Genomic DNA, 24,673 nt, shown 5'->3' on the forward strand with positions numbered 1-24,673 from the left:
TTCTTATATTTGAAAAAAAAATAAAATAGTATGGAAAAGCAACCGCTAACTTCACTTTTACAAATTACACATCCAGTAATTATGGCTCCAATGTTTTTAGTATCAAATACTAAAATGGTAATTGAAGGCATGAAAAGTGGCATTGCAGGTTGTATTCCAGCATTAAATTATAGAACATTAGAAGAGTTAAAAGCTTCAATCCATGAATTAAAAGCGGCTAAAGTTCCTGGTGGAAGTTTTGGTTATAACTTAATTGTAAACAAATCAAACGTAAAATACAAAGAGCAATTACGTATTTTATGTGAAGAAAAAGTAGATTTTATTCTAACATCACTAGGTTCGCCAGAAGAAACAATTCGTGAAGCACATAAAGTTGGTATCAAAGTTTTTTGCGATGTTACTGATTTATCCTTTGCAAAAAAAGTAGAAAGTCTAGGTGCTGATGCGCTTGTTGCAGTAAATAACCAAGCGGGTGGTCACCGTGGAAATATTGATCCCGAAGCACTAATTAAACAATTAAACGAAAATACAAAACTACCTGTAATTTCAGCTGGTGGTGTAAGCAAAAAATCAGATTTAGATACAATGTTGAGCTATGGTGCAGTTGGCGTTTCTGTAGGTAGTCCGTTTATTGCATCTAACGAAGCTGGTGTTTCACAAGAATATAAACAAGCATGTGTGGATTATGGTGCAAAAGATATTGTAATGACTGAACGTATTTCGGGAACACCTTGTACGGTTATCAATACACCTTATGTTCAAAAAGTAGGCACAAAACAATCTTGGATAGAAACGCTTTTGAACAAGAACAAAAGCTTGAAAAAATGGGTAAAAATGATTCGTTTTTATATCGGAATGAAAGCTACTGAAAAAGCGGCTACACAAGTAACTTACAAAACGGTTTGGGTAGCAGGTCCTAGCATTGAAAACACTACAGCAATTTTACCAATAAAAGATATTGTAAAAAAAATAGTTTCTTAATTATCTAAACCAATTGCGAATACTTTGTATTTGTCTGCCAATGAACGTTCGTTTTTCAATATAAACAATTTCTCCTAAAAACATTGGTGGGTCAAAAATAATTTCATAATTATTTTTATTTTTTTCTATCTGAATTTCTTTTTTACTTCCCAAAAATGTAGCAATTAGAATTTCTCCATCTGTGACTTCAATTTCAAATTTACCATCAAAGTCAGTTTTTGTTTCTCTAATTGTTCCTTTTACAAAGACATTAGCTTCTAATACCGGACCTAATTCATCCGTAACAATTCCAGTAACTTTATGTAGAAGGTTTGGATTTAAAATAGAATCTTTCGTAAGAGAAGTTACTTTATCTGTTTGAATCGTGTCTTGTTTTACCTGAGCATAAGAGTTATGAGAGCCAACTCCAAAAAAACTTAGTAATCCAGTTGTAGCAATTACCCAATAAGATGATTTTTGCTTGGTAACAATTAAATCTCTGTTCAATTGTACATTTAAAAATCTTCCACAAGTATTTTTATTATTGTTTAAATGCGCTATGATTTCTTTGTCTGAAGCTTTTGTAAAATCAAAAACCACTTTTGAACAAGAATGACAATATCTTCCTTTATCAACTAATGACATACCTTCCCAATTTTCATGACAAGGTTCAGGAATCGATATGTTAATTTTTTTTGCCAAATTATTCTACTACAATTTCAAAGGTTTTGTCCCAGTTTTTACCTGTGACAAAAATTGTTTTTGTTTTTGGATTATAAGCAATTCCATTCAATACATCAACATCTGGATGATTGGTAACTTTTGATTTAAGCTCGCTCAAATTCAATACACCTTCTACAGAACCATTAGTTGGATTGATAATAGCAATAGCATCTTTACCATAAATGTTAGCCCAAATTTTGCCATCAATCCATTCCAACTCATTAATAGATTCAATTTTTGAGTTTTGAGTATAAACCGAAATAAAATCAGTAACCTTCAATGTTTCAGGATTATAAATGTAGATTTTTTCAGAACCATCACTTAAGTACAATTGCTTACCATCATTGGTTAAACCCCAACCTTCCGTTTCGTAGGTAAATGTTTTTTCTTTCTTAAAAGTAGCTGCATCATAAACATAGCCTTCTTTATTTTGCCATGTTAATTGATAAACTTTATTATTCAAAATCGTAATTCCTTCTCCAAAATATTGATCTGCTAATTCTACAGTTTTCAGAACTTTTCCTGATTTATAATCTGCTTTTCTTAAGCTAGATTTACCTCTTGTTCCTGTGCCTGCCCCTGCTCCATTTCCTGTTCCTTCATATAAGGTATCACGATAAAATTCAAAACCTTGCGTATAAGCTTTCATATCATGTGAATAAGTATTAATTATCTTGTAGCTTAATACTTTTGGCGTAATACTTGAAAAAATAGAAAAACTATCTGTAATATCAATATTTTTTCCTTCAAAGTAAACCAAGGCTTTAATGTCTTGATTGCCTAATTTTTGCTTCTCTAATCCGAAATGAAGCTTTTCATTTCCTTTTACAGCACCAATTTTGGTTTCATTAATAAAATATACTACTGAATCAATAGTCTTGTTTTTTTCATTCGACAATACCAAATCAACACTTTCTTCTAACTTATATACTTGTTTTAAATGAGACGCATCAAAAGAAAATAATTTTTTTAACTCGTTTTCATCTTCTTTACAAGCCGAAGAAACTACACTTAATACTATGAAAGCGAATAGCTTAACTTTTAACATGATTGAAATATTTAATAACGTAAATATACAATGATTTTTTATACTCACAATTGACTTGCAAAAATATAAAAAGATTGTATATTTGCAGCGGCAAGTCCTACACGACCAGCTCCTGCAGACTCCTCCAGGGTGGGAACACAGCAAAGGTATGCGGTTGTAGCGGTGCGATGTAGGGAGCTTGCCATTTTTTGTTTCTTTTAAATTTATAGTCTCCCTTTTGCGGAGATTTTTTATTTTATTCACAAAATGCAAAAAAACACTTCTTTTTTTGTGATAAAACTAAAATTACCAAACTATTTTACGAATTCCTAATTATATTTGTAACTATATTATACAACTCTTTTAGGTATGGAATGTATTTCTGTTTTTGACATGTTAAAAATTGGTGTAGGTCCTTCAAGTTCACACACCTTAGGCCCTTGGCGTGCTGCTGAAAATTTTTTAGCCGAATTGCGCGATCAAGATATAATTGATTCAATCAATCGTGTAAAAGTGGATTTATATGGTTCTTTATCGTTAACAGGGAAAGGACACGCTACAGATTTAGCTATTATGTTGGGATTAAGTGGCGCTGATCCTGAATATGTTCCAGTTGAAAGTATTGACGTAATTATTTCGGCCATTAAAAACAAAAAGGAAATTTTCTTAGGCAATGAAATTATAATCCCTTTTTGTTTTGAAAAAGATATAGTTTTTAATCGAAATTTTTTACCTTTTCATGCCAACGGACTAACATTCACAGCGTTCACAGATAGTGGCGAATATTCCACTACATTTTATTCTATTGGTGGTGGTTTTGTAGTTAAAGAAGAGGAAGATAAATCTAGTGAAACAATAAAATGCGCTTTCCCATTTCCTATTGAAAAAGCAACAGAATTATTAGAATTTTGTGCTTCTGAAAACAAAAAAATATCTGAAATTGTCTACGAAAACGAGAAATCTATGCGTAGTGAAGAAGAAATACATAATGAATTACTTCGTATATGGGATACCATGCTAGAATGTATGTATATTGGTTGTCACACCGAAGGAATTTTACCTGGTGGATTAAACGTTAGAAGACGTGCTTATGACATGCATAAAAATTTAATAGGTGTATTACCATATGACAATCCATATTCTTGGTTACAAAATATTCGTCAAACGGAAGTAAAATTTCGACAAATATTAAAATGGGTAAGTTGTTTTGCTTTGGCAGTAAATGAAGTAAATGCATCTTTAGGTCGTGTGGTTACTGCTCCTACTAATGGAAGTGCTGGTGTTATTCCTGCAGTACTAATGTATTATTTAGTCATCGAAAATCACAATGCTGGTGAAAAAGAAATCAAACAGTTTTTAATGGTTGCTGGTGAAATTGGAAGTATTTTCAAAAAAGGAGCTACTATATCAGCAGCAATGGGTGGCTGTCAAGCAGAAATTGGTGTATCATCTGCAATGGCTGCAGCAGCTTTATGCGAATTAATGGGTGGCACACCAGAACAAGTGCAAATGGCAGCCGAAATAGCCATGGAACATCATTTAGGATTAACCTGTGATCCTATTGGTGGATTGGTACAAATTCCTTGTATTGAACGAAATACAATGGGAGCTATAAAAGCAATAAATGCAGCCGAATTAGCTTTAGAAACTGATGCAAAAAATGCAAAAGTACCTTTAGACAAAGTAATTAACACTATGTGGGAAACAGCAAAAGATATGAATTCTAAATATAAAGAAACTTCAGAAGGAGGCTTAGCTGTAGGTGTTGGATTGGCTGATTGTTAGTTTATGAAAAAGATTCTTATTGCTATTTTGCTATTTTTTGTGCACACACTTTTGATTGCTCAAGACCGTTTTTGGATAATTAAAGACACGAGATTGTATGAAAAACCTTCTACAACAAGTAACTTTTTTGGTTATTTCAAATATGGTGCTGAAGTTGAAATTTTAGAAGATAAAAATATTGGCTGGTTAAAAGTTAAATCAGATAATTTTACCGTTGGATATGTAAAAAAGGATTTAATCAGAACTTCCATGAGTGGCTATGATAAAAATATTGTAGATGCATCAAACCCAATTATTGTTGGTGGTGATGGTATTCATGGAGGAAATCACTTATTTGTTACTGTTGCAGGTTTAAAAGTAAGGAGTTTACCTAATAAATCAGCTACAATAAAACAAATACTATTAAATGGTGAAGCAGTTTCTGTTGACTATATTCCGGTAAACCCAGAAGAATGGGTAAATATAGGAACTTCTTTTGATCCAAAATATGCTCAGTTTGTCCAAGCAAAATATCTCGGAAAAAGACCAATTTATGAAGATTTGATTTCGAAGTTTGATAAGCTTGAAAAATCAAATATTTCAGAACGCAAAACAATTGCAGAACGATTAGTAGAATTATCATATAACAGTGAAAGAGAAAAAGAGCTTCCTGCTTTAAATAGGTTTCTTGAAGTAGCCAAACAACTGAATGATGAACAATTGATTGAAACAACTAAATTTAACATATTTATTGCCAATAACATCCCTATCGATAAAGATTTTTCAAAAATTGAAGAATATCTTAAAAATGCTGAATTTGAATTGAATGGTTTAGCAAGTGAAAGTTATATGATCTCATATACTAATTTGATTAAAAAATTTGGCAAACCAACCGAAATTAAAACCGAAGAAATTGGTTGTGATTCGTATATTAGTCCAGTTATTTACTATTATCCTGAATTCATCATAAGTGTCGATAAGGAGAATAATAAAGCTGAGTTAGTTGAAGTTTTTTTCAACAATACCACCAAATTTATCTTAAATCCAAAGGATATTATTACACAAGAAATTACTGAAAAAGATTTTGTTTTAAAATTTGGTAACTATTTAAGTTTTAGTTTTAGAGAACCACATAATTATTCATTTCCACTTGATTCGGGTAATATTATTGTTTATTTCAAAAATGGAAAGCTCTTTTCTATTGAGATTATTTATTATTGCTAAAAAATAACATGAAAAGCAAACGCTCAGTATATTTTATAGTTGCGATTTTGGTTGTTTTTGTTGGTCTTTTATCCCGAAAAATTATAGGTATCTCTTTATTTATAGGAGATATTTTATATGCCGTATTAATTTATTTTGGATTTCGATTCCTACTTATAGATTCAAAAAAAACAACATCACTCCTATTGAGTTTACTCTTTTGTTTTTGTATTGAATTGTTTCAACTAATACAATTCGATTGGCTAATTGCAATTCGAAAAACAACCCTAGGACATTATATCTTAGGGCAAGGATTTTTACTCATCGACTTAATATGCTTAGTAATTGGAACTATTGCTGCCTATTTCATCGATTATTATGTGCTAAAAATTAATAAATAGTTATACTATTCTTCATTCTTGATATGCAACTTTCTCTTAAGTACTAAATCTGTTACGGGATGGAAAATCAAAGGAATTTCCTCAATCACAACATCACTTTTATCTAATCCAAAGGCTTTTTCATCAGAAACTCCTAATCCTTTTAGTGTAAAGTAAGAATTCAATAAGAAACCTTCTTTGAATGAGAATTCATTTTCAAAAGAGATGAATTTTTCTAATACCACAAATTTAAAGTCTGGTTCAGAATTATATTTTGAAGAACCGTCTGGTCTAATATGTAAGTCTAATTCTTTGTTGTCAACTAAATCTTTAATGATATTTTTAAAATACAACTCAACTTTAGGCTGAACTCTAAATCCTGCATTAATGTTTACTTTGATTACTTTATCATTAATCAATTCAATTACTTCATAATCAAGGGTAAAAGGTTCTTCTGTTCTATGAATATGCAAAAACCAGTATACATCAGCACGTTTTGGCTTTTTAGCAAATATAGACTTCATAATCTTTTCTTCTATTTCTGAAGTTTTATCAGCTTTAGTCAAATAAACTAAGTGTGTTGCATATTTAGTATAAGTATTATCTGCTGATAATTCAACTAATAAATCTCTATAATTACTCAAAGGAACATATTTGGTAAAATTATTATTTAATCTTCTACCAAAGAAAATAATATACATTACTGTAAAAAATAGTCCTGAAATAATTAATGTTACAAAACCTCCTTCGGGAAACTTCTTCATATTTGCAATAAAGAAGGAAACTTCAATAAAAGCAAAAAGCATGAAAATAACCAAAATAATATACTTATTAAAGCGCAAGCGATAATACAAATAATACATCAACAATAATGTGGTCATCATCATGGCAAGTGTAATAGCTAAACCATAAGCAGCTTCCATATGTGCCGAATTCTTAAAGTATAAAATCATAGCCACGCAACCTAACCATAGGATTAAGTTGATAGATGGAATATAAATTTGACCTTTGTTATTAGTGGGATTTTTTAATGTAATTCTTGGCCAAAAGTTTAGGGAAATTGCTTCATTTATTAGAGTAAACGATCCACTAATTAATGCTTGAGAGGCAATAATGGCAGCCATTGTTGCTATAGCAATTCCAAATAACAAAAACCAATCTGGCATGATTTTGAAAAAAGGATTTCTACCTTCTAAGAAATTATTTTGCTCAGACATTAACCACGCACCTTGTCCTAAATAATTGGTTACCAAACATATTTTAACAAATACCCAAGTAATTCTAATGTTATTTTTTCCACAATGACCTAAATCAGAATATAAAGCCTCTGCTCCTGTTGTACATAAGAATACAGCTCCTAATAACCAAAAACCATGTGGATACTCTACCAATAAACGATAAGCATACATAGGGTTTAAGCATTTTAAGATTTCAGGATGGTTAATAATTTGAGTGAAACCTAAAATAAAAAGCATTGAAAACCAAATCACCATAGCTGGACCAAAAAAGAAACCAACTTTTTGGGTTCCAAAACGTTGAAACAAGAAAATACCAGACAAAATTGCAATTACAATTGGAATTGTAGGAATGTCTGGAATTATCACTTCTAATCCTTCAACTGCTGAAGCAACAGAAATAGGTGGTGTAATAATACCATCAGCAAGCAAAGTTGCTGCTCCTAAAATAGTTGGAATCACTAGCCTTCCTTTACCAAATCGTTTTACTAATGCGTATAATGAAAAAACGCCTCCCTCCCCATGGTTATCGGCGTTTAGTGTTAGAATAATATATTTGAATGTTGTTTGAAAAGTCAATGTCCAAAATACACATGATATTCCTCCATAAACCAATAATTCTGAAATTGGTCGTTTATCTACAATTGCCTTCATTACGTACAAAGGACTTGTACCAATATCTCCGTAAATAATTCCTAAGGCTACTAATAATGTGGCTGCTGTAACTTTTTGTGTAGTTGAATGTCCCATAAAATTGGAAAATAATTAGCTAACTTTTCATCTAGAATAGCATATTTTTATAATGTTCTATCAAAGAAATTTCTAGATTAATTAACCTAAATCATACTTTATTTGAGCAAATAAAAGATTGTATATTCTATTTTTTCGATTGCAAATATACAGAGGAGTTTACATTTTTTTAATATTTTTTTAAGAAATTTATTTTCTCCTGCGGGTGTCAATCAAATGAATAATTTGCCAACTTCCATTATCATTATAAAGTGTAAATGAATTTGCTCCAATATGACTTAATTTATCATTAATATAAAACTCATAAGGCGTCCAAACATGTGCTAAGTTTCCGTCAATTTCTACCTTGTAATCCAATAATTTTTCTTGAAATTTCATGTTAGTAGGAATTGTTGTTAACGATTTTAAAAAATCACTAAACACTTCAGATTCAAGCTTGTTACCTTCTTTAGTATTCGCAATTGTTTGCAAAATAATTTCTAAATGACAATATTGTTTTATTGCAGTGGTATCCTTAGCATGAAAAGCAGAAAAAAAATCATCCACAACTTTTTTTGGACTTGATTCTTGAGCTATAACGGGCTGAATCGTTGCAAATAATAAAATAAAAAGTAAATTCTTCATAAATTGGTTTTTATTATAAGTATTTAAAAGTTAATTTTGTTACATTAAAATAGTTCAAAATGTCAGTAGCAAAAAAAGATTACAAAAGAATTACCACTAAATCATTAATTGATATGAAAAGTAATGGAGAAAAAATCTCCATGTTAACTGCCTATGATTATACAATGGCAAAAATTGTGGATAGCGCTGGCGTTGATGTGATTTTAGTTGGTGATTCAGCAAGTAATGTAATGGCAGGTCATGAAACCACGCTTCCCATTACACTTGATCAAATGATATATCACGCTTCTAGTGTGGTTAGAGCATGCGAAAGAGCTTTAGTAGTAGTAGATTTACCTTTTGGTAGTTATCAATCTGATTCTAAAGAAGCTTTGCGTTCTTCCATCAGAATTATGAAAGAAAGTGGTGGACATGCTGTTAAATTAGAAGGTGGAAGTGAAATAAAAGATTCTATCAAGAAAATATTAAATGCTGGAATTCCTGTCATGGGACATTTAGGGTTAACACCTCAATCTATTTACAAATTTGGGACATACACAGTAAGAGCTAAAGAAGAAGCTGAAGCTGAAAAATTGTTAGAAGATGCTAAAATGCTTGAAAAATTAGGCTGCTTTGCATTAGTTTTGGAAAAAATACCTGCCGCTTTAGCAGAAAAAGTAGCCAAAAGTATTTCCATACCTGTCATTGGAATTGGTGCTGGTGGAGGTGTTGATGGTCAAGTATTAGTAATTCATGATATGTTGGGGATGAACAACGAATTTAGCCCAAGATTTTTACGCCGTTATTTAGATTTATATGACCAAATGACAAAAGCAATTGGTCAATATGTAACTGATGTTAAATCGAAAGATTTTCCTAACCAAAATGAACAATATTAATAACAGTTCGAGTAATTAGTATATTTTGACAGAAAAAATAGTTTCAACTAAAAGCAATCTACAAATTCTGCACGAAGACAACCATATTATTGTTATCAACAAGCGTGTGGGTGATATTGTACAAGGAGATAAAACAGGTGACAAACCATTATCTGATGTTGTAAAAGAATATATTAAAGAAAAATACAACAAACCCGGAGATGTTTTTTTAGGAGTAGTACACCGATTAGATAGACCCACTACAGGAATCGTAGTATTTGCAAAAACTTCTAAAGCATTAACTCGTTTAAACGAAACTTTTAAAAATAGAGAAACGCAGAAAACGTATTGGGCAGTTGTGAAAAATTGTCCGCCCAAGGAAAAAGATACTTTAATTCATTTTTTAAAACGAAATCCAAAAAACAATACTTCAAAAGCACACTTAAAAGAAGTACCTGACAGCAAACAAGCTAGTTTAACCTATAAAATCATTAAAAAATTAGACAATTATTTTGTTTTAGAAATTGATTTACATACTGGCAGACATCACCAAATTAGAGCTCAATTACAAGCAATAGGCTGTCCTATAAAAGGAGATTTAAAGTATGGATTTGATCGTAGCAACCCAGATGGAGGCATACATCTGCATGCAAGAAAATTAGAAATCATTCATCCAGTTACAAAAGAAAAATGTAATTTTATTGCATCCACTCCAAATGATGCAATTTGGAAATCTATATAAATTAAAAACTATGAGAGAAATTATTGAAAAAAAAGTACGAGAAGGCTACAACTTAGACCTAGGAAGTCTTATTGACGAAAGTTTTGCAACATTTAAGAAAACATTCCTTATTGCAGGATTAGGGATGCTGATTATATCCATAGTAATGATTATTATTTATATGGGTATTTTTGGAGTTATCTATGGTTTTGCTAATATTAGTGAAACCATGACTTCTATTGAAATGAAAGCAACAGAACCTGCTTTTATTATTGGTAATGCAATCGTAACGATGTTTTTTAGTGCATTGTTTGCTCCTATTACTGCTGGTTTTATTCACTTAAATCATTTAGCAAATACCAATCAAGAAATTCAAATAGGAACAATCTTTGATTTTTATAAGGCGCCTTTTTTTAAACAAATCTTTATGAGTTATTTAATAATTGGATTTACAACTGCTGTTGTTACCTCTCTACTAACTTTTATGGAATTTGAATTACTAAATATGTTATTTCAAATTGTTATTGCTTTATTTTCAACATTTACAATTCCATTAATTATTTATGGTGAACAAAATTACATTGAAGCGATTACAAAGAGTATTCAATTATTTATTAAACAACCATTCATTATTATTATTGCGCTTATAATTGCAGGTATTGGAATGCTCATTGGAATATTTGCATTATGCATTGGTCTAATTTTTACAATTTCATACCTATATTCTATGTATTATGCCATTTATGCACAAGCCATAGGTTTTGATGATAAATCTGCAATAGATGAAATTGGTTTAGAATAAAACTTAGTACATATGAAAAAAATATTTTATATATCAGTACTCTTGGTCAGTTTCTTTGGAATGGCTCAAGAACATTTTTCTGGGATAAATACAAGTAAAAGAGTAGGTATCTTGAATGCAAATGTCAATCCAGCAGAATTAAGTAATTTATCTTACAAATATGAAGTGAGTGTATTTAATTTCAGTACAAATGTTTCAAATAATAAAATAACATTCAGTGAACTAATGAATGGAGACAACATTGAAAATAATTTTTTTACTGGAACTGAGCCTGCTAATATTCGCTTAGATGTTTTAATAAATGGGCCTTCTTTTGCAATAAAATATAATAAATGGGGATTTGGGATTTTTTCATCGGCAAACGTTAAAACAAATGCTATTGATGTTGATGTAAATTTAGGAAATGCTCTAACCAATTCTTTTGTAGGAACCGCAGCTATAAATTCTAATTATAACCAACGTTTAAATGCTGCAACTTGGGGTGAAATTGGATTAGCTGTATCAAGAAATATTTTTGACACAGACAAACACCGTTTCAATTTAGGTGCAACAATTAAATTTTTATTTCCCGGTTCTTATATGAATTTAGGTGTTTCTAATTTACAAGGAAATATTACAAATACTTTCGGTAATGTGAATTTAACAAATGCTACAGCAAATGTAAATATTTCTTATTCTGGCAGTTTAGCCGAAAATTATACCGATAGTTCAAATTATAGCAAACTTTTTGCTGGTGGATTGAACGGATTTGGAGCTGAAATAGGATTTAATTACCAATTAAAAGAACCTAAAACAGATGATACCAACGCAAATGGATATAAATTAAATGCAGGTTTAAGCTTTCGAAATGTAGGTACAATGACATTTAAGTCTGATAACAACGTTTCTACAAATTACGCTCTTGAAATTCAAGGATTTGAAGCCCTAAACTTAAATCAATTTGATGGCTCAGAAAGTATTACAGATATAGAAAATGTACTAGTAAGTAGTGGTTACTTAACAATTGAAAATTCTAGTAAAGACTTTAAAATCAAATTGCCAGCAGTAATTAATGCCTATGTAGATTATCATATTTATAACAAATGGTATGTTTCAGCTTATACCCAGCAAAAACTCTCTGATGATTCAGAAAATGATTTTACAACTATTCAAAATGTAATCACAATAACACCTCGTTTTTCTGGAAAAAACTATGAATTGTATATTCCTTTATCTCAAAATGAGGTTTCTAATTTTACTACAGGTTTTGGCTTTAGATTAGGCGGTTTCTTTATGGGGTCTAGTTCAATAGTAACAGCAGTAATGAATGATTCAACTCAAGCTGATATTTATCTAGGATTTCGATTTGGAATCTAATTTTTTTTATATTTGAGTAAACAAAATCCCTAAAATAATTAAGTATGAAATGGAGAGGTAGACGTCAAAGTGACAATGTGGAAGACCGTAGAGGAATGTCAGGCGGTGGTAAAATAATTGCAGGTGGTGGTGGTTTAGCCATTGTTTTTCTATTAGTAAAAATGTTTTTCCCTGATGCTGCACCTTTTGTAGATAGTATTCAACAAAGCCAAGCTACGCAACAAACTGAACAAGTAGAACAACGCGAACTTACCGCTGAAGAAAAAGAAATGGGCGAATTCGTTTCAACAGTTTTTGCAGATACTGAAGATATTTGGACTAAAATATTTGAAGAAAATAATTTAGGCACTTATGAACAACCCAAAATGGTGTTATTTTCTGGTTCAGTAGAAACTGCTTGTGGTGGTGCCAGCTCAGCTTCTGGTCCATTTTACTGCCCAGGCGATCATAAAGTTTATATGGATTTAACTTTTTTTGAAGAACTTCGCACACGTTTTGGCGCTAAAGGTGGAGATTTTGCAATCGCATATGTAATTGCTCATGAAGTAGGACACCACGTTCAAACACTGTTGGGAACTTCAGCAAAAGTGAGACAATTGCAACAATCAAAAAGTGAAGCTGATGCTAATAAATTATCTGTTTGTTTAGAATTGCAAGCCGATTTTTACGGCGGTTTATGGGCACATTATAATCAAAGTAATCTTGAAGTTGGTGATATAGAAGAAGCGCTAAGTGCCGCTCATGCTGTAGGTGATGATGCCATTCAAAGCAAAATGCAAGGGCATGTAGTTCCCGATTCATTTACACACGGAACCTCCGAACAAAGAATGAAATGGTTTATGAAAGGATTTAAATCAGGAGATATTAAACAACACGATACATTTGCTGAAGAATTATAAACTTTTGAGTTTATTTTTTAACAGAATAAAAAAATAGCTATTTGTTTTTACATTATTCGTAAATCGATAGCAACAAAGACATTTTTAAGGTATGTTCAAGCATTTTTTGAGCATACCTTTTTTAATTTTGGAAATTAATTTTTCAGAAAAATGAAAGTAGGAATAGATGCCATTCAATTTGATATACCAAAGCTATATTTACCAATCTCAACTTTAGCAATAAATAGAGCAATTGAGCCAGACAAATTAATCAAAGGATTAGGTTTGCAAAAAATGAGTTTTTTAGATGTTAATCAAGATGTGATTACACTAGGTGCAAATGCTGTTGTTAAACTAATTGAACAAGAAAATATTAATCTTGCTTCTATAGCAAAAATATATATAGGAACTGAAAGTGGTGTGGATAATTCAAAGCCCTTAGCTTCTTATATTTTAAATTTAATTGAATCTAAATTTGGAAAAAATTCTCTACAAAATTGCGATGTAGTAGATTTAACCTTTGCTTGCATTGGTGCAGTAGATGCCTTACAAACCTGTGTCGATTATATCCGATTAAACCCTACAAAAAAAGCTATAGTCATTGCTACAGATAATGCTAAATATGACCTAAACTCAACTGGAGAATACACGCAAGGTGCAGGAGCAATTGCTATGTTAATTAGTGTAAACCCAAAAATAATTGATTTTTCTAAAGAAACTGGCGTTGCTACATCAGGCGTTTTTGATTTTTTCAAACCAAAACATACTATTCAAAAAGAAGCAATTACTGGAAAGGCTACAAATGAAAATTGGTTTGATGTTTTAGAGTCTGAAATCACCATTATAAAAGACCAGCCTGTCTTTGATGGTCAATATTCCAATACTTGTTACATCAACCGAATTACAGAGGCTTACAAACATTATAAAACAGAAAGCAAACAAGAAGAAACAATTTTTAATAATTGGGAATTAATTTTGATGCACCTTCCCTACTGTTTCCAAGGTAGAAGAACATTTATCGAAATTTTTGCACAAGAAAACCAAGATTTATTAGATAAACAAGAAGGAGCGTTTTTGAAAGATAAAATGAAAGCATTGACAAAATCTCCAGAATACATGGAGTTGGTACAATCTAAAATTTATCCATCAGAAATAGCCTCTGGAGAAGTTGGAAATATTTACACAGGGTCAATTTTCTTAGGTTTACTATCCGCTTTATATTATGCTACAAAAGAAAACAACGATTTAGCAGGCAAAAAAATAGGTTTTATCGCTTATGGAAGCGGCTCAAAATCAAAAGTATTTGAAGCAGAAATACAACCTGATTGGAAAAATAGTATTCTAAAAACAAAACTTTTTGAAACTCTAGAAAATCGCACAGCAATTGATTTTACAACCTACGAAAAACTACATAAAAAAGAATTGAAATCTGCAGTTTTACATCCTAAAAACGAATTTGTTTTGGATCGTATTGAAAATGAAAACCCTGTTTTAAAAGGAGCTCGTTATTATAATTTTATAGAGTAGTTTTGTTTCAAGCACTTTGCTTATATTTGCTATACTATTGCTAAATATTTGACTTCTGAAACATTTCTCATTAAAAATTGAAGCACCTGAATCCGACTATTTATACATTGAAAATTCTCAATTACTAAATGCTGGCAAAGGTTTATATACCGCAATTAATATTTATAAAGATGAAATTATTGCCGTTTTCAAAGGAGAAATTCTATCAGAAGATGAAATTGTCTATCGTATCGAAAATGAAAACGATAAGTATTTTATCAGCATGGTTGATGGCTCTATTATGGATTCAATGTTTGTAGATTGCTTTGCTAAATATGCCAACGATGCCGAAGCCTTTTCAAAATCATCATTTAAAAATAACGCAAAAATTGCGCTAGATGAAGAAGATAACGTCTGTTTAATCGCTATTAGAAACATTAAATCTGGTAGTGAAATTTTTTGCAGTTATGGAAAAAAATACTGGAAAAAACATTCTTAAACAAACCTACTTTCCAAATAAAAACACAAAAGGAATATCAAGTCGCTTTTGCCATGCAAGTTCGGAATGATTCTCACCTTTAAATTTTTTGGTCATCCAATTCGTTGCATCATACCCTTTTTTAACCATTATTTTATCAACTTCATTTTGTAATGGTTCATATACAGCGTCTAATGTTTCTGTACCAAAATCAAAATAGATTTTATGATCTTTAGGATTGGGTAAATTTTCATTCAAATAACGATAGAAAGCCTTTGGTATCGGATTATTAGTCACATGAAAAACACCAGGCCAATGCGTTGATAAACAAGCGGCTCCACCAAAAACGGTTGGATATTCACAAATGGCATACATCGAAATCAAACCACCCATACTACTACCCGCAATAAAAGTATGCTCTTTATCTTGATAAACAGAATACTTTTTATCAATCATAGGCTTTAATTCTTTTACAATGAATTGCAAATAATTATCTGAATTTACTTTTCCGTTAAAATACTTCACAGCTTCCGAACGCTCTAAATTATAGATTGAATCTTGTTGTTTTGGTGTCAGCATTTCAAATGCTTTTTGGGGAAAATAATCAAAATGTCTAGTCTCAACTCCATTCCAAATACCTACAATAATTACATCTTGGCTCTTATTTTCAGCTAATAAATTAGACATAACTAGATCAACTTCCCATGCCTGTTTATTCCAAGTCTGTTCGGCATCATAAAGCATTTGCCCATCGTGCATATACAAAACGTTATATTGCTTAGTAGATACATAATCTTCAGGTAGCCAAATATCAATATTTCTGGATGACACAAATTTGGATTGAAAATTTTCAATACGCTCAATAGTTCCCGAAGTAACTTGAGGAATTTCCTGTGAATAAACAAGATTTGAAAACAATAAAAATAAAAAAAATGGTTTCATGTAGTTTACTTTAATATTAACCCAACCAACCTTCTCTATCCAAACTTCTGTATTGAATAGCCTCAGCTATATGATGGGATTGTATGGTTTCCACTGTTTCTAAATCAGCAATCGTTCGAGCAACTTTTAAAATACGATCATACGCTCTAGCTGATAAATTTAATCGCTCCATTGCTGTTTTTAATAATTGTAAGGAAACATCGTCTAAAGTACAAAATTCTCTGATTAATTTGCTACTCATCTGTGCATTATAATGAACATGTTCAAAATTCTCAAATCGTGCAGATTGTATTGCTCTAGCCTTTGTAACTCTTTCTCGAATAGTAATACTAGCTTCTGCTTTTCGAGTTTCGGTCAATTTCTCAAACGGAACAGGAATAACTTCAATATGAATATCTATTCGATCCAATAACGGTCCTGAAATCTTACTCAAATACCGTTGCATTTCCATTGGAGAAGAACTTACTGGTGCATTAGGTTCATTAAAATAACCACCCGGACTAGGATTCATACTTGCTACCAACATAAATGAAGATGGATAGGTAATTGTAAATTTAGCACGTGAAATAGTAACTTCTCTATCCTCCAACGGTTGACGCATGACTTCTAAAACTTCTCTTTTAAATTCAGGCAATTCATCTAAAAACAAAACGCCATTGTGTGCCAAAGAAATTTCTCCAGGCTGTGGATAACTACCACCACCAACTAAACTTACACTTGATGCTGTATGATGTGGACTTCTAAAAGGACGTTGTGCCATCAAACCCACATCCTTTGTTTTACCTGCCACAGAATGAATTTTGGTAGTTTCTAAAGCTTCTCGCATAGTCATAGGTGGCAAAATACTTGGTAAACGTTTTGCCAACATCGTTTTTCCCGAGCCTGGAGGACCAATTAGAATAATATTATGCCCGCCTGCTGCTGCAATTTCCATGCAGCGTTTAATAGACTCTTGTCCTTTGACATCGCTAAAGTCATGCTCTGGAAAATCTAAGGTTTTATTAAATTCCTCGGTAGTATCAATTGTAGTAGGAATCAAATCTTGCTTGCCTTCAAAAAAATTAATGACTTGTAGTACATTTTCAACGCCATACACATCAAGCCCTTCTACTATAGCTGCTTCTTTTACATTTTGAAAGGGCAAAATTAATCCTTTGAAACCTTCTTCTTTGGCTTTAATTGCAATAGACAAAGCACCTTTAATAGGTTGTAAACCACCATCAAGTGATAATTCACCCATAATGACATAGTTATGAATTTCTTCTGATTTGATTTGAGATGATGCTGCTAAAATCCCAACCGCTAACGTTAAGTCATAAGCAGAACCTTCTTTACGTAAATCGGCTGGTGCCATATTTACAGTGATTTTTTTTCCAGGAAATTGATAATTGTTGTTTTTAAGAGCGGCAGCAATGCGATAACTACTCTCTTTTATAGCGGAATCAGGTAAACCTACCAAGTGGTAGCCAATTCCTTTATCGATATTTACTTCTACTGTAATGGTTGTGGCTTCAACACCAAATACGGCGCTTCCGAATACTTTTACTAACATGGCTTATAATTTTTAAATGGCTTATATCATTGCAAATATATAAAAGTTTTTGAAATAAAAAATCCCGATTACTCGGGATTTAATTTATTTTTTGAATCTTGAAATACCATCTTCTAACCATTTTTTGTATTCTTCAGCATCAGGAGTATAACCTATTTGCTCGGTTAAATCTGTTCCATCACTATCAAGAATGATGTAATAAGGCTGCGCATTGTTCTTGTAACGAGTAATCTGATAATCACTCCATTTATTTCCTATAGTTTTTATTTCTTTACCAGTTTCTTTAGAGATATATTGCTCATTTTTAGGCAATTCTCTTTTATCATCAACATACAAAGAAATCAAAACAACTTTATCTTTTAAAATTGGTAAAACTTCTGTTTTTGACCAAACATGTTCTTCCATTTTTCTACAATTCACACATGCATGTCCTGTGAAATCTAATAAAACAGGTTTGTTTACTTTTTTTGCATAGGCTAAACCTTGCTCATAATCATGGAAAGCGATTATTTTATGAGGTCCATAATGTGCATGTTCTGGAAGTTCTTGGCTTGCTCCGGTTGAAGCACCTCCTACTCCATATGGGCTTTCGCTATAACTCATTGGTGGAGGAAATCCAGAAATTAATTTTAAAGGTGCACCCCATAATCCTGGAATTAAATACACCGTAAATACAGAAACTAATATTGCTAAAAATAATCTTCCAACAGATATATGACTTAAAGGACTATCATGAGGTAACGTCAATTTTCCAAATAAATATACTGCCCAAACTCCAAAAATTACTATCCAAATCGCAAGAAATACTTCTCTTTCTAACCAATGGGCTTGCAAAACTAAATCAGCATTCGATAAAAATTTAAAGGCTAAAGCTAATTCTAAAAATCCTAAAGATACTTTTACAGTGTTTAGCCATCCACCCGATTTTGGCAATGAGTTCATCCAACCAGGGAACATAGCAAATAACATAAATGGTAACGCTAAAGCTGAAGAAAAACCAACCATTCCAACTATTGGAGCAATGCCTCCTTTTGAAGAAGCTTCCACTAAAAGTGTTCCAACAATAGGTCCTGTACAAGAAAATGATACAATTGCTAAAGCTAACGCCATAAATAATATTCCTACAAAACCACCTCTATCAGCCTGTTGATCTACTTTATTTGCCCATGAATTGGGTAATACAATTTCGAATGCTCCTAAAAATGAAGCTGCAAAAAACACTAATAATCCAAAGAAAATTAAATTGAACCATACATTAGTTGACAATGCATTTAATGAATCTGCTCCAAAAATACCTGTCACTAATGAACCTAAAAGTACATAAATTAAAATAATTGATATTCCATATAAAATTGCATTTCTTTTACCTTCTGCTTTGGTCTTACTTTGTTTGGTAAAAAAACTTACTGTCATTGGAATCATCGGAAATACACATGGTGTTAATAATGCAGCAAATCCACCTAAAAATGACAAAATAAAGATTGACCACAATCCTTTTTTATCTTCTTTTTTGATTGATTTAGCTTCTGATACTGCAACTTTTTTTAATTGAGAATCATCTTCTACAAAGGATGAATCTGTAGTAGTACCATTATTTTTTGTCGAATCTACCGCAGGAAGCACTACATCTGTTTCAACTGATTTGATTTCAGGAATATCAAAACTCAGTTCTACATTATCGTTTATACATTGTGTTTTACAAGCTTGAAAATCTACATTGACCTTAATTTTACCCACTTTAGGATTCAAGATTTGAACTTTTTGAGTTAAAGTAGCCTTATTCTCGAAATAATATTCATCAACACCAAAATCTTCATTAAAGTGTTTTTTATAAGGACTTTCCTTAGCTTTTCCAATTAATTTGAAATTGCCCTTTTGATTTTTGAATGTCAAAACAATTGGTAATGAACCATCTTCAGGGGTAAATTGTGAATAAACATGCCAATCTTTTTCAATTGTGGCATTCATTATCAGATTAAACTCTGTATCTGATATCTTCTCAACTTTAGAACTCCATATTACTGGTTTTTGTATTTGACCTTGTGCAAAAAAGGTGAGTAATAATAAAATGTAGGTTAGTTTTTTCATTATTTTAATTCTATTTTTAATATCTGTTGTGTTGATTCGTGTGCAATATAGCGATTGTCAGCTCGTTTTCCAATCACCCAAACAATTTGGTCATTTGAACATAATAACCACTGATTTTCTTTATCTAAAAGGGAATACTTTTCATCTTTGAAATACTTACTCAACTTCTTTTTTCCATTCATTCCTGCTGGATAAAAGTAATCGCCTTTATACCATTTACGTAATTCTAAAGGAAATTGAACTTTATCTACATCAACAAATATAATGCGATTTACATTTAAAGAAATGTTAACAGCTTTTGAAAAAGAAAGGTTTAAGGGAAAATTAAGATTAGTCTGCTCTTTTTCAATCTTATAAATTGTTTGTTCGTCAAGTTTAATTTTAGGATAAAGTTGCAATATTGTTCTATCCTTTAATAGAATGTGTGTTTCTGAAAATACTTGTTTGCCAGATTGCGCTTGTACCAAATCGTAAATATCATCCCATGAAGTAAATCCATATTCTTTCAACCATTGATACAAGTATGCCTTGTAATTTGGATATTGTAAAAGCAATTCTAAATCAATCTTCAACTGCTGCTCAGATTTTGCTACTACCCTTTCATAAACCAAATGTGTAGCATCTTCCACCAAAGATTTTGCTTGTTGCAAATGATATAATGTATTTTGAAACGACTCTAAAAATCCTGTATTCAATTCCTTCAATGTAGGAACAATGTTATGACGTAATTTATTACGCACATATTTATCAGAAGCATTACTTGAATCTTCTCTCCATTGAACTTTATTTTCTGTCGCATAATGTTCAATTTCTTCTCGCGAAAAAGGCAATAACGGACGAATGATTTTTCCATTTTCTGCCGGAATTCCTGTTAAACCTTCCAACCCAGTACCTCTGATGAAATTAATTAAAAACGTTTCAATAGTATCATCTAAATGATGTGCTGTAACTAAATAATCCAATTGGTTTTCTGATAAAAGTTCTTGAAACCAATCGTAACGCAACTTTCGAGCTGCTAATTGAATGGACAGTTTGTTATCTCTGGAATATTTTTCAGTATCAAATGACTCAATAAAATAAGGAATATATCCATCTTGGCATATTTCTTTAACCAACATTTCATCTCCATCACTCTCTTTTCCACGCAATTGAAAATTACAATGTGCAATCGCAATATCATAATTCAATTGCTGAAACAAATGCATCAAAACCATGCTATCAATACCACAGCTAACCGCTAAAAGTAATTTCTTGTCTTTCAGTTGAGGAAAATTTTGTTCGATATGGTTTTGGAATTTTATTAGCATTTTAAAAAGTAATTAGTAAAAAGAGAAAAGGGATTAGTTTTTTGATAATTTATTAATTAGTGAATTTAGCATTTTTTCTATTTCAATAGATAAATCATTAATTTTTTCACAATCTTCACTTGAAATAAAACCTAAAATTTATTGCAATTTCAATTTGGGTTTGACATTCAAACAAAGAACCTCTTGAAATCTGTAAAAATCTTAAGTAATCTTTTTTATAATTTCTGCCATAACCTTCAGCAATATTTGAAGGAATAGTAACTGAACTTCTCCTAATTTGCGAAATTAATCCAAACTTTTCACTTTCAGGAATTTTTGATGTTAGAGAATTAACAAATGCAACCCAATTCATCGACTTTTGCCAAACTATTAAATCTCTATAACTTTTCATAATTCATTTTTTTACTTTTCCCTAATCCCTCATTGCTTTTCCCTAACTTAATACCTCAAACATTGCTTTTGCCTTCAACAAGCATTCTTCATACTCGTTTTCAGGAAGGGCTTGAGAAGTGATGGCGCTTCCAACAGAAAAAGATAAGTACCGATTTTTTGCATTGTATAAAATACTTCGAATCACTACATTGAAATCAAAATTACCTGTAGGCGTAAAATACCCAACAGTTCCACTGTACAATCCTCTTTTAGTTTCTTCCAAAGTTTCAATGATTTGCATTGCTGAAATTTTTGGAGCGCCTGTCATGCTACCCATTGGAAAAGTAGTTCTAAGGATTTCAATAGGTGAAGTCGTATTTTCTACTTCTGAAACAACGGTGGAAATCATTTGGTGCACTTGTTTAAATGTATATATCTGGCACAATTCTTCCACTTGAACACTTCCTTTTGTGGCTGTGTGCGATAAATCATTGCGAACCAAATCAACAATCATTACATTCTCCGAACGCTCTTTTTCGTTTTGAGCTAAATCAGCTTTAAATTGCTGGTCTAAAATTACATCTTCACTTCTTTTCGAAGTTCCTTTTATAGGTTGGGAAATTACTTTGATGCCTTCCTTACGCAAATAGCGTTCGGGTGAGGCAGAAAGCAAATAGTGATCGCTATTCTTGAAATACACAGCAAAGGGTGGTTCGGAAATAGCATTTAATTTTTGATAAATTTCCAAAGGCTCAATTTGCGCATTTTCGGCAAAAAATTCCATACAGAAATTGGCTTCATAAATATCACCTCGATGAATGTGTTCGAGCATTTTAGAAACTTTAGCAATATAATTTTCTTTCGAAATACGTTGTTGCACTTCTATTGCTGACGACTGAATACTGAACACTGAATACTGTATAATTTCTTCAAAATCAGCCTCGATTTCGTCATCACACATTCGCAAATATTGTATTTCAACTTCATTTTCTTTGAATAAAAATAACTTCTTAGGTTGAAAAAAAAACAAATCCGGAAATGCTAATCCATCAAAATTGTTAGAATACAAAGCCTCAGTATCGTTTTTTAAATCATAGGACATATAACCAAACAACCAATCCTTTGTTTGACTTTGGTATTGATACAAATCCTGAAACGCATTTTCAACGTCAGTTTTAATAGAAGTAAAAGCTTCTACAGCCAAAACGGCATCATAACTTGAATACTTTTGATGATAATTATTTGAATCTAAAAAAATAACCTCTCTGTGTTGGGTAGCCCAATGTAAAAGTTGGTTTTTAAATTCAGAAAACGTAGAAATATCTTTTGTAATTACTGTTCTCAAATTGGAAAATTTACTTCCCAAAAGTACAATAAAAAAATAGTTGTTGAAAATGATTACAACTGTTAAAATTTGGCACGATTTTTATGCTACCTAAAATAAGTCTAACTATTTTAAAAATTCATATTATTATTGATTATAAAAATACTCATTTACAATTTATTAAATAAAATTAATTAATCAATAACTTTAAAATGAATTTTTATGAACAAAAACACCAAAACCGTTTTGACTTTACTAGCCATTGGCTTAGTCTTTTCTTGCAAAGAATCAGCTGAAAGAACAGAAGCAAGTGCCGATTATGCAGCTGAAACAACTACCGACAGCACTAGTGTAATTTCTTCATCTGCAGCAGTAGAAAATAAAAATAGTGACCGAAAGTTTGTCCGAACAGCTGATGTAAAATTCAAAGTTAAAAACGTAGCCAAATCTACTTATGCTATTGAAGAAGCAACCACTAAATTTGGCGGATTTGTAACCTATACCAATCTACAAAGCAACATTTATGATGAAGATAAAACCAAGGTAAGTCAAGACAGTACTTTAGTTACCACAAAATACAAAGTAGATAACGACATCACAATTCGCGTTCCTAATACTAAAATGGATACTGTGATTAAAACCATTGCTAAGCAAATTCACTTTTTAGATTATCGTATTATCAAAGCTGATGATGTTTCATTACAAATACTAGCAAATGAAATGGCCCAAAAAAGAAGCAACTCTTCTGAAAAACGAATCGAAAGAGCAATTGATAACAAAGGGAAAAGACTAAACCAAATCATAACTGCAGAAGAAAATCTAGCTACTAAAAAAGAAGAAAATGACGCTACCAAACTGCAAAACCTATCGTTAAAAGACCAAGTAAATTTTAGCACTTTAACCTTAAATATCTACCAAGACGAAAGCATCAAGCAAGAAATGATTGCTAACGAAAAAAGTATTAATGCTTACCGACCAAATATTGGATTACAAATATGGGATAGTCTAAAAACAGGTTGGTTTATGCTTGAGAACATTATTTCGTTTGTTGTAGTGCTTTGGCCATTAGCATTACTAAGTATCTTGGGGTATTTTGGTTATAAGAAAATCATAAAAAAATAAAAAAAGCGTCTCAATTGAGACGCTTTTTTATATAACATCTAAACTTCCTTTTCCTTCACGAATAACTTCGGGTTCATAACCTGTTAAATCTATAATGGTTGAAGCGATATTATCTCCATAACCACCATCAATAACAATATCAACTTTGTTATTCCATTTTTCAAAAATTAATTCTGGATCTGTAGAATATTCTATTACTTCATCTTCATCATGAATGGATGTGGAAACAATAGGATTTCCAAGCATTTCTACAATTTGCAAGGCTATATTGTTAGCTGGCACACGAATTCCGACTGTTTTTTTCTTTCTGAATTCTTTAGGTAAATCGTTATTGCCCGGTAAAATGAACGTGTAAGGCCCAGGTAAAGCACGTTTTAAAATTTTAAAAGTCGCTGTGTCAATTTGTTTCACATAATCCGAAAGATTGCTCAAACTCGAACAAACGAAAGAGAAATTCGCTTTTTCTAACTTAATTCCTTTGATTTTAGCTAATTTTTCTAACGCACGAGAATTGGTAATATCGCAACCTAAACCATAAACCGTATCGGTTGGATAAATCACTAAACCACCATCTTTTAAAACGGCAACTACTTTTTTAATAGCCGCTTCGCTGGGTTTATCTTCGTATATTTTTATAATTTCTGACATCTTATTTTTGTTTAAAGTTAATTTTGTTTCAAGTTTCAAGTTAACAAAATTAAC

23 protein-coding genes and 1 other RNA gene are annotated in these 24,673 nt (G+C 31.4%); 13 read left to right on the forward strand and 11 right to left on the reverse strand.

Translation table 11 applies throughout. The annotated features are described in order from the left end of the window. Positions 1-30 precede the first annotated feature (30 nt). Entirely contained in the window at positions 31-981 is a 951-nt protein-coding gene (locus VK164_RS04505) for a nitronate monooxygenase (RefSeq protein WP_324208211.1), read from the forward strand. On the opposite strand, the gene VK164_RS04510 is transcribed toward VK164_RS04505, so the two are convergent. Further along, a complete protein-coding gene (locus VK164_RS04510) occupies positions 982-1,662 on the reverse strand; it encodes a carboxypeptidase-like regulatory domain-containing protein (protein WP_324208212.1) in 681 nt (226 codons plus the stop codon). It abuts the gene before it with no gap. 1 nt (position 1,663) lies between these two features. Further along, complete coding sequence (locus tag VK164_RS04515; protein WP_324208213.1) at positions 1,664-2,731, reverse strand: glutaminyl-peptide cyclotransferase; 1,068 nt, start codon at positions 2,729-2,731, stop codon at positions 1,664-1,666. 88 nt (positions 2,732-2,819) lie between these two features. On the opposite strand from VK164_RS04515, the gene ffs reads away from it, so the two are divergent. The 4 genes from ffs to VK164_RS04535 all read left to right on the forward strand — a co-directional run bounded on the left by ffs (position 2,820) and on the right by VK164_RS04535 (position 6,078). Then, positions 2,820-2,918: signal recognition particle sRNA small type (gene ffs, locus VK164_RS04520), an RNA gene on the forward strand. A 161-nt stretch (positions 2,919-3,079) separates the two neighbouring features. Next, positions 3,080-4,495: an L-serine ammonia-lyase gene (locus VK164_RS04525; protein WP_324208214.1), complete on the forward strand. Its 1,416-nt coding sequence runs from the start codon at positions 3,080-3,082 to the stop codon at positions 4,493-4,495. A gap of 3 nt (positions 4,496-4,498) precedes the next feature. After that, on the forward strand, positions 4,499-5,698 hold the full coding sequence (locus VK164_RS04530) for an SH3 domain-containing protein (protein ID WP_324208215.1): 1,200 nt from the start codon (positions 4,499-4,501) through the stop codon (positions 5,696-5,698). Positions 5,699-5,706: 8 nt separating this feature from the next. Further along, a complete protein-coding gene (locus VK164_RS04535; protein WP_324208216.1) occupies positions 5,707-6,078 on the forward strand; it encodes a DUF2809 domain-containing protein in 372 nt (123 codons plus the stop codon). Positions 6,079-6,083: 5 nt separating this feature from the next. On the opposite strand, the gene VK164_RS04540 is transcribed toward VK164_RS04535, so the two are convergent. After that, positions 6,084-8,042 carry a KUP/HAK/KT family potassium transporter gene (locus tag VK164_RS04540; protein WP_324208217.1) on the reverse strand — a complete coding sequence of 653 codons (1,959 nt, stop codon included), beginning with the start codon at positions 8,040-8,042 and terminating at the stop codon, positions 6,084-6,086. A 189-nt stretch (positions 8,043-8,231) separates the two neighbouring features. Further along, positions 8,232-8,666 (reverse strand): nuclear transport factor 2 family protein, encoded by a 435-nt coding sequence (locus VK164_RS04545; RefSeq protein ID WP_324208218.1) that lies wholly within the window; start codon positions 8,664-8,666, stop codon positions 8,232-8,234. A 59-nt stretch (positions 8,667-8,725) separates the two neighbouring features. Between VK164_RS04545 and panB the strand changes: the two genes are divergently transcribed. The 7 genes from panB (at position 8,726) to VK164_RS04580 (ending at position 15,285) form a co-directional block, all read left to right on the forward strand. After that, entirely contained in the window at positions 8,726-9,544 is an 819-nt protein-coding gene (panB, locus tag VK164_RS04550) for a 3-methyl-2-oxobutanoate hydroxymethyltransferase (RefSeq protein WP_324208219.1), read from the forward strand. Positions 9,545-9,569: 25 nt separating this feature from the next. Then, positions 9,570-10,265, forward strand: coding sequence for an RluA family pseudouridine synthase (locus VK164_RS04555; protein ID WP_324208220.1), 696 nt, complete (start codon positions 9,570-9,572; stop codon positions 10,263-10,265). Between the two features lie 10 nt (positions 10,266-10,275). Beyond that, entirely contained in the window at positions 10,276-11,046 is a 771-nt protein-coding gene (locus tag VK164_RS04560) for a hypothetical protein (RefSeq protein WP_324208221.1), read from the forward strand. A 12-nt stretch (positions 11,047-11,058) separates the two neighbouring features. Further along, a complete protein-coding gene (locus VK164_RS04565) occupies positions 11,059-12,402 on the forward strand; it encodes a hypothetical protein (RefSeq protein ID WP_324208222.1) in 1,344 nt (447 codons plus the stop codon). 44 nt (positions 12,403-12,446) lie between these two features. Beyond that, positions 12,447-13,301, forward strand: coding sequence for a KPN_02809 family neutral zinc metallopeptidase (ypfJ, locus tag VK164_RS04570; RefSeq protein WP_324208223.1), 855 nt, complete (start codon positions 12,447-12,449; stop codon positions 13,299-13,301). 150 nt (positions 13,302-13,451) lie between these two features. After that, positions 13,452-14,807 carry a hydroxymethylglutaryl-CoA synthase family protein gene (locus VK164_RS04575; protein WP_324208224.1) on the forward strand — a complete coding sequence of 452 codons (1,356 nt, stop codon included), beginning with the start codon at positions 13,452-13,454 and terminating at the stop codon, positions 14,805-14,807. A gap of 106 nt (positions 14,808-14,913) precedes the next feature. Further along, the gene (locus tag VK164_RS04580) at positions 14,914-15,285 is read left to right on the forward strand and encodes an SET domain-containing protein-lysine N-methyltransferase (RefSeq protein ID WP_324208271.1); all 372 of its coding nucleotides are present in this window, start codon (positions 14,914-14,916) and stop codon (positions 15,283-15,285) included. Positions 15,286-15,291: 6 nt separating this feature from the next. Here VK164_RS04580 and VK164_RS04585 read toward each other — a convergent pair whose 3' ends face one another. The 6 genes from VK164_RS04585 to VK164_RS04610 form a co-directional block, all read right to left on the reverse strand. Further along, complete coding sequence (locus VK164_RS04585) at positions 15,292-16,206, reverse strand: alpha/beta hydrolase (RefSeq protein WP_324208225.1); 915 nt, start codon at positions 16,204-16,206, stop codon at positions 15,292-15,294. Positions 16,207-16,222: 16 nt separating this feature from the next. Continuing rightward, positions 16,223-17,758 carry a YifB family Mg chelatase-like AAA ATPase gene (locus tag VK164_RS04590; protein WP_324208226.1) on the reverse strand — a complete coding sequence of 512 codons (1,536 nt, stop codon included), beginning with the start codon at positions 17,756-17,758 and terminating at the stop codon, positions 16,223-16,225. 84 nt (positions 17,759-17,842) lie between these two features. Then, entirely contained in the window at positions 17,843-19,846 is a 2,004-nt protein-coding gene (locus tag VK164_RS04595) for a protein-disulfide reductase DsbD family protein (RefSeq protein WP_324208227.1), read from the reverse strand. Beyond that, a complete protein-coding gene (gene tilS / locus VK164_RS04600) occupies positions 19,846-21,153 on the reverse strand; it encodes a tRNA lysidine(34) synthetase TilS (protein ID WP_324208228.1) in 1,308 nt (435 codons plus the stop codon). The genes VK164_RS04595 and tilS overlap by 1 nt, the downstream gene beginning before the upstream one ends. 115 nt (positions 21,154-21,268) lie before the next feature. Beyond that, a complete protein-coding gene (locus tag VK164_RS04605; RefSeq protein WP_324208229.1) occupies positions 21,269-21,544 on the reverse strand; it encodes a four helix bundle protein in 276 nt (91 codons plus the stop codon). Between the two features lie 42 nt (positions 21,545-21,586). Continuing rightward, complete coding sequence (locus VK164_RS04610) at positions 21,587-22,870, reverse strand: anthranilate synthase component I family protein (RefSeq protein WP_324208230.1); 1,284 nt, start codon at positions 22,868-22,870, stop codon at positions 21,587-21,589. 201 nt (positions 22,871-23,071) lie between these two features. Between VK164_RS04610 and VK164_RS04615 the strand changes: the two genes are divergently transcribed. After that, on the forward strand, positions 23,072-23,971 hold the full coding sequence (locus tag VK164_RS04615; protein ID WP_324208231.1) for a DUF4349 domain-containing protein: 900 nt from the start codon (positions 23,072-23,074) through the stop codon (positions 23,969-23,971). Positions 23,972-23,998: 27 nt separating this feature from the next. Here the strand turns inward: VK164_RS04615 and VK164_RS04620 are convergent, their stop codons facing one another. Further along, positions 23,999-24,619, reverse strand: coding sequence for an L-threonylcarbamoyladenylate synthase (locus VK164_RS04620; protein WP_324208232.1), 621 nt, complete (start codon positions 24,617-24,619; stop codon positions 23,999-24,001). Positions 24,620-24,673: the final 54 nt, after the last annotated feature.

It is taken from the genome of Flavobacterium sp., assembly GCF_035299005.1.
Classification (GTDB): domain Bacteria; phylum Bacteroidota; class Bacteroidia; order Flavobacteriales; family Flavobacteriaceae; genus Flavobacterium.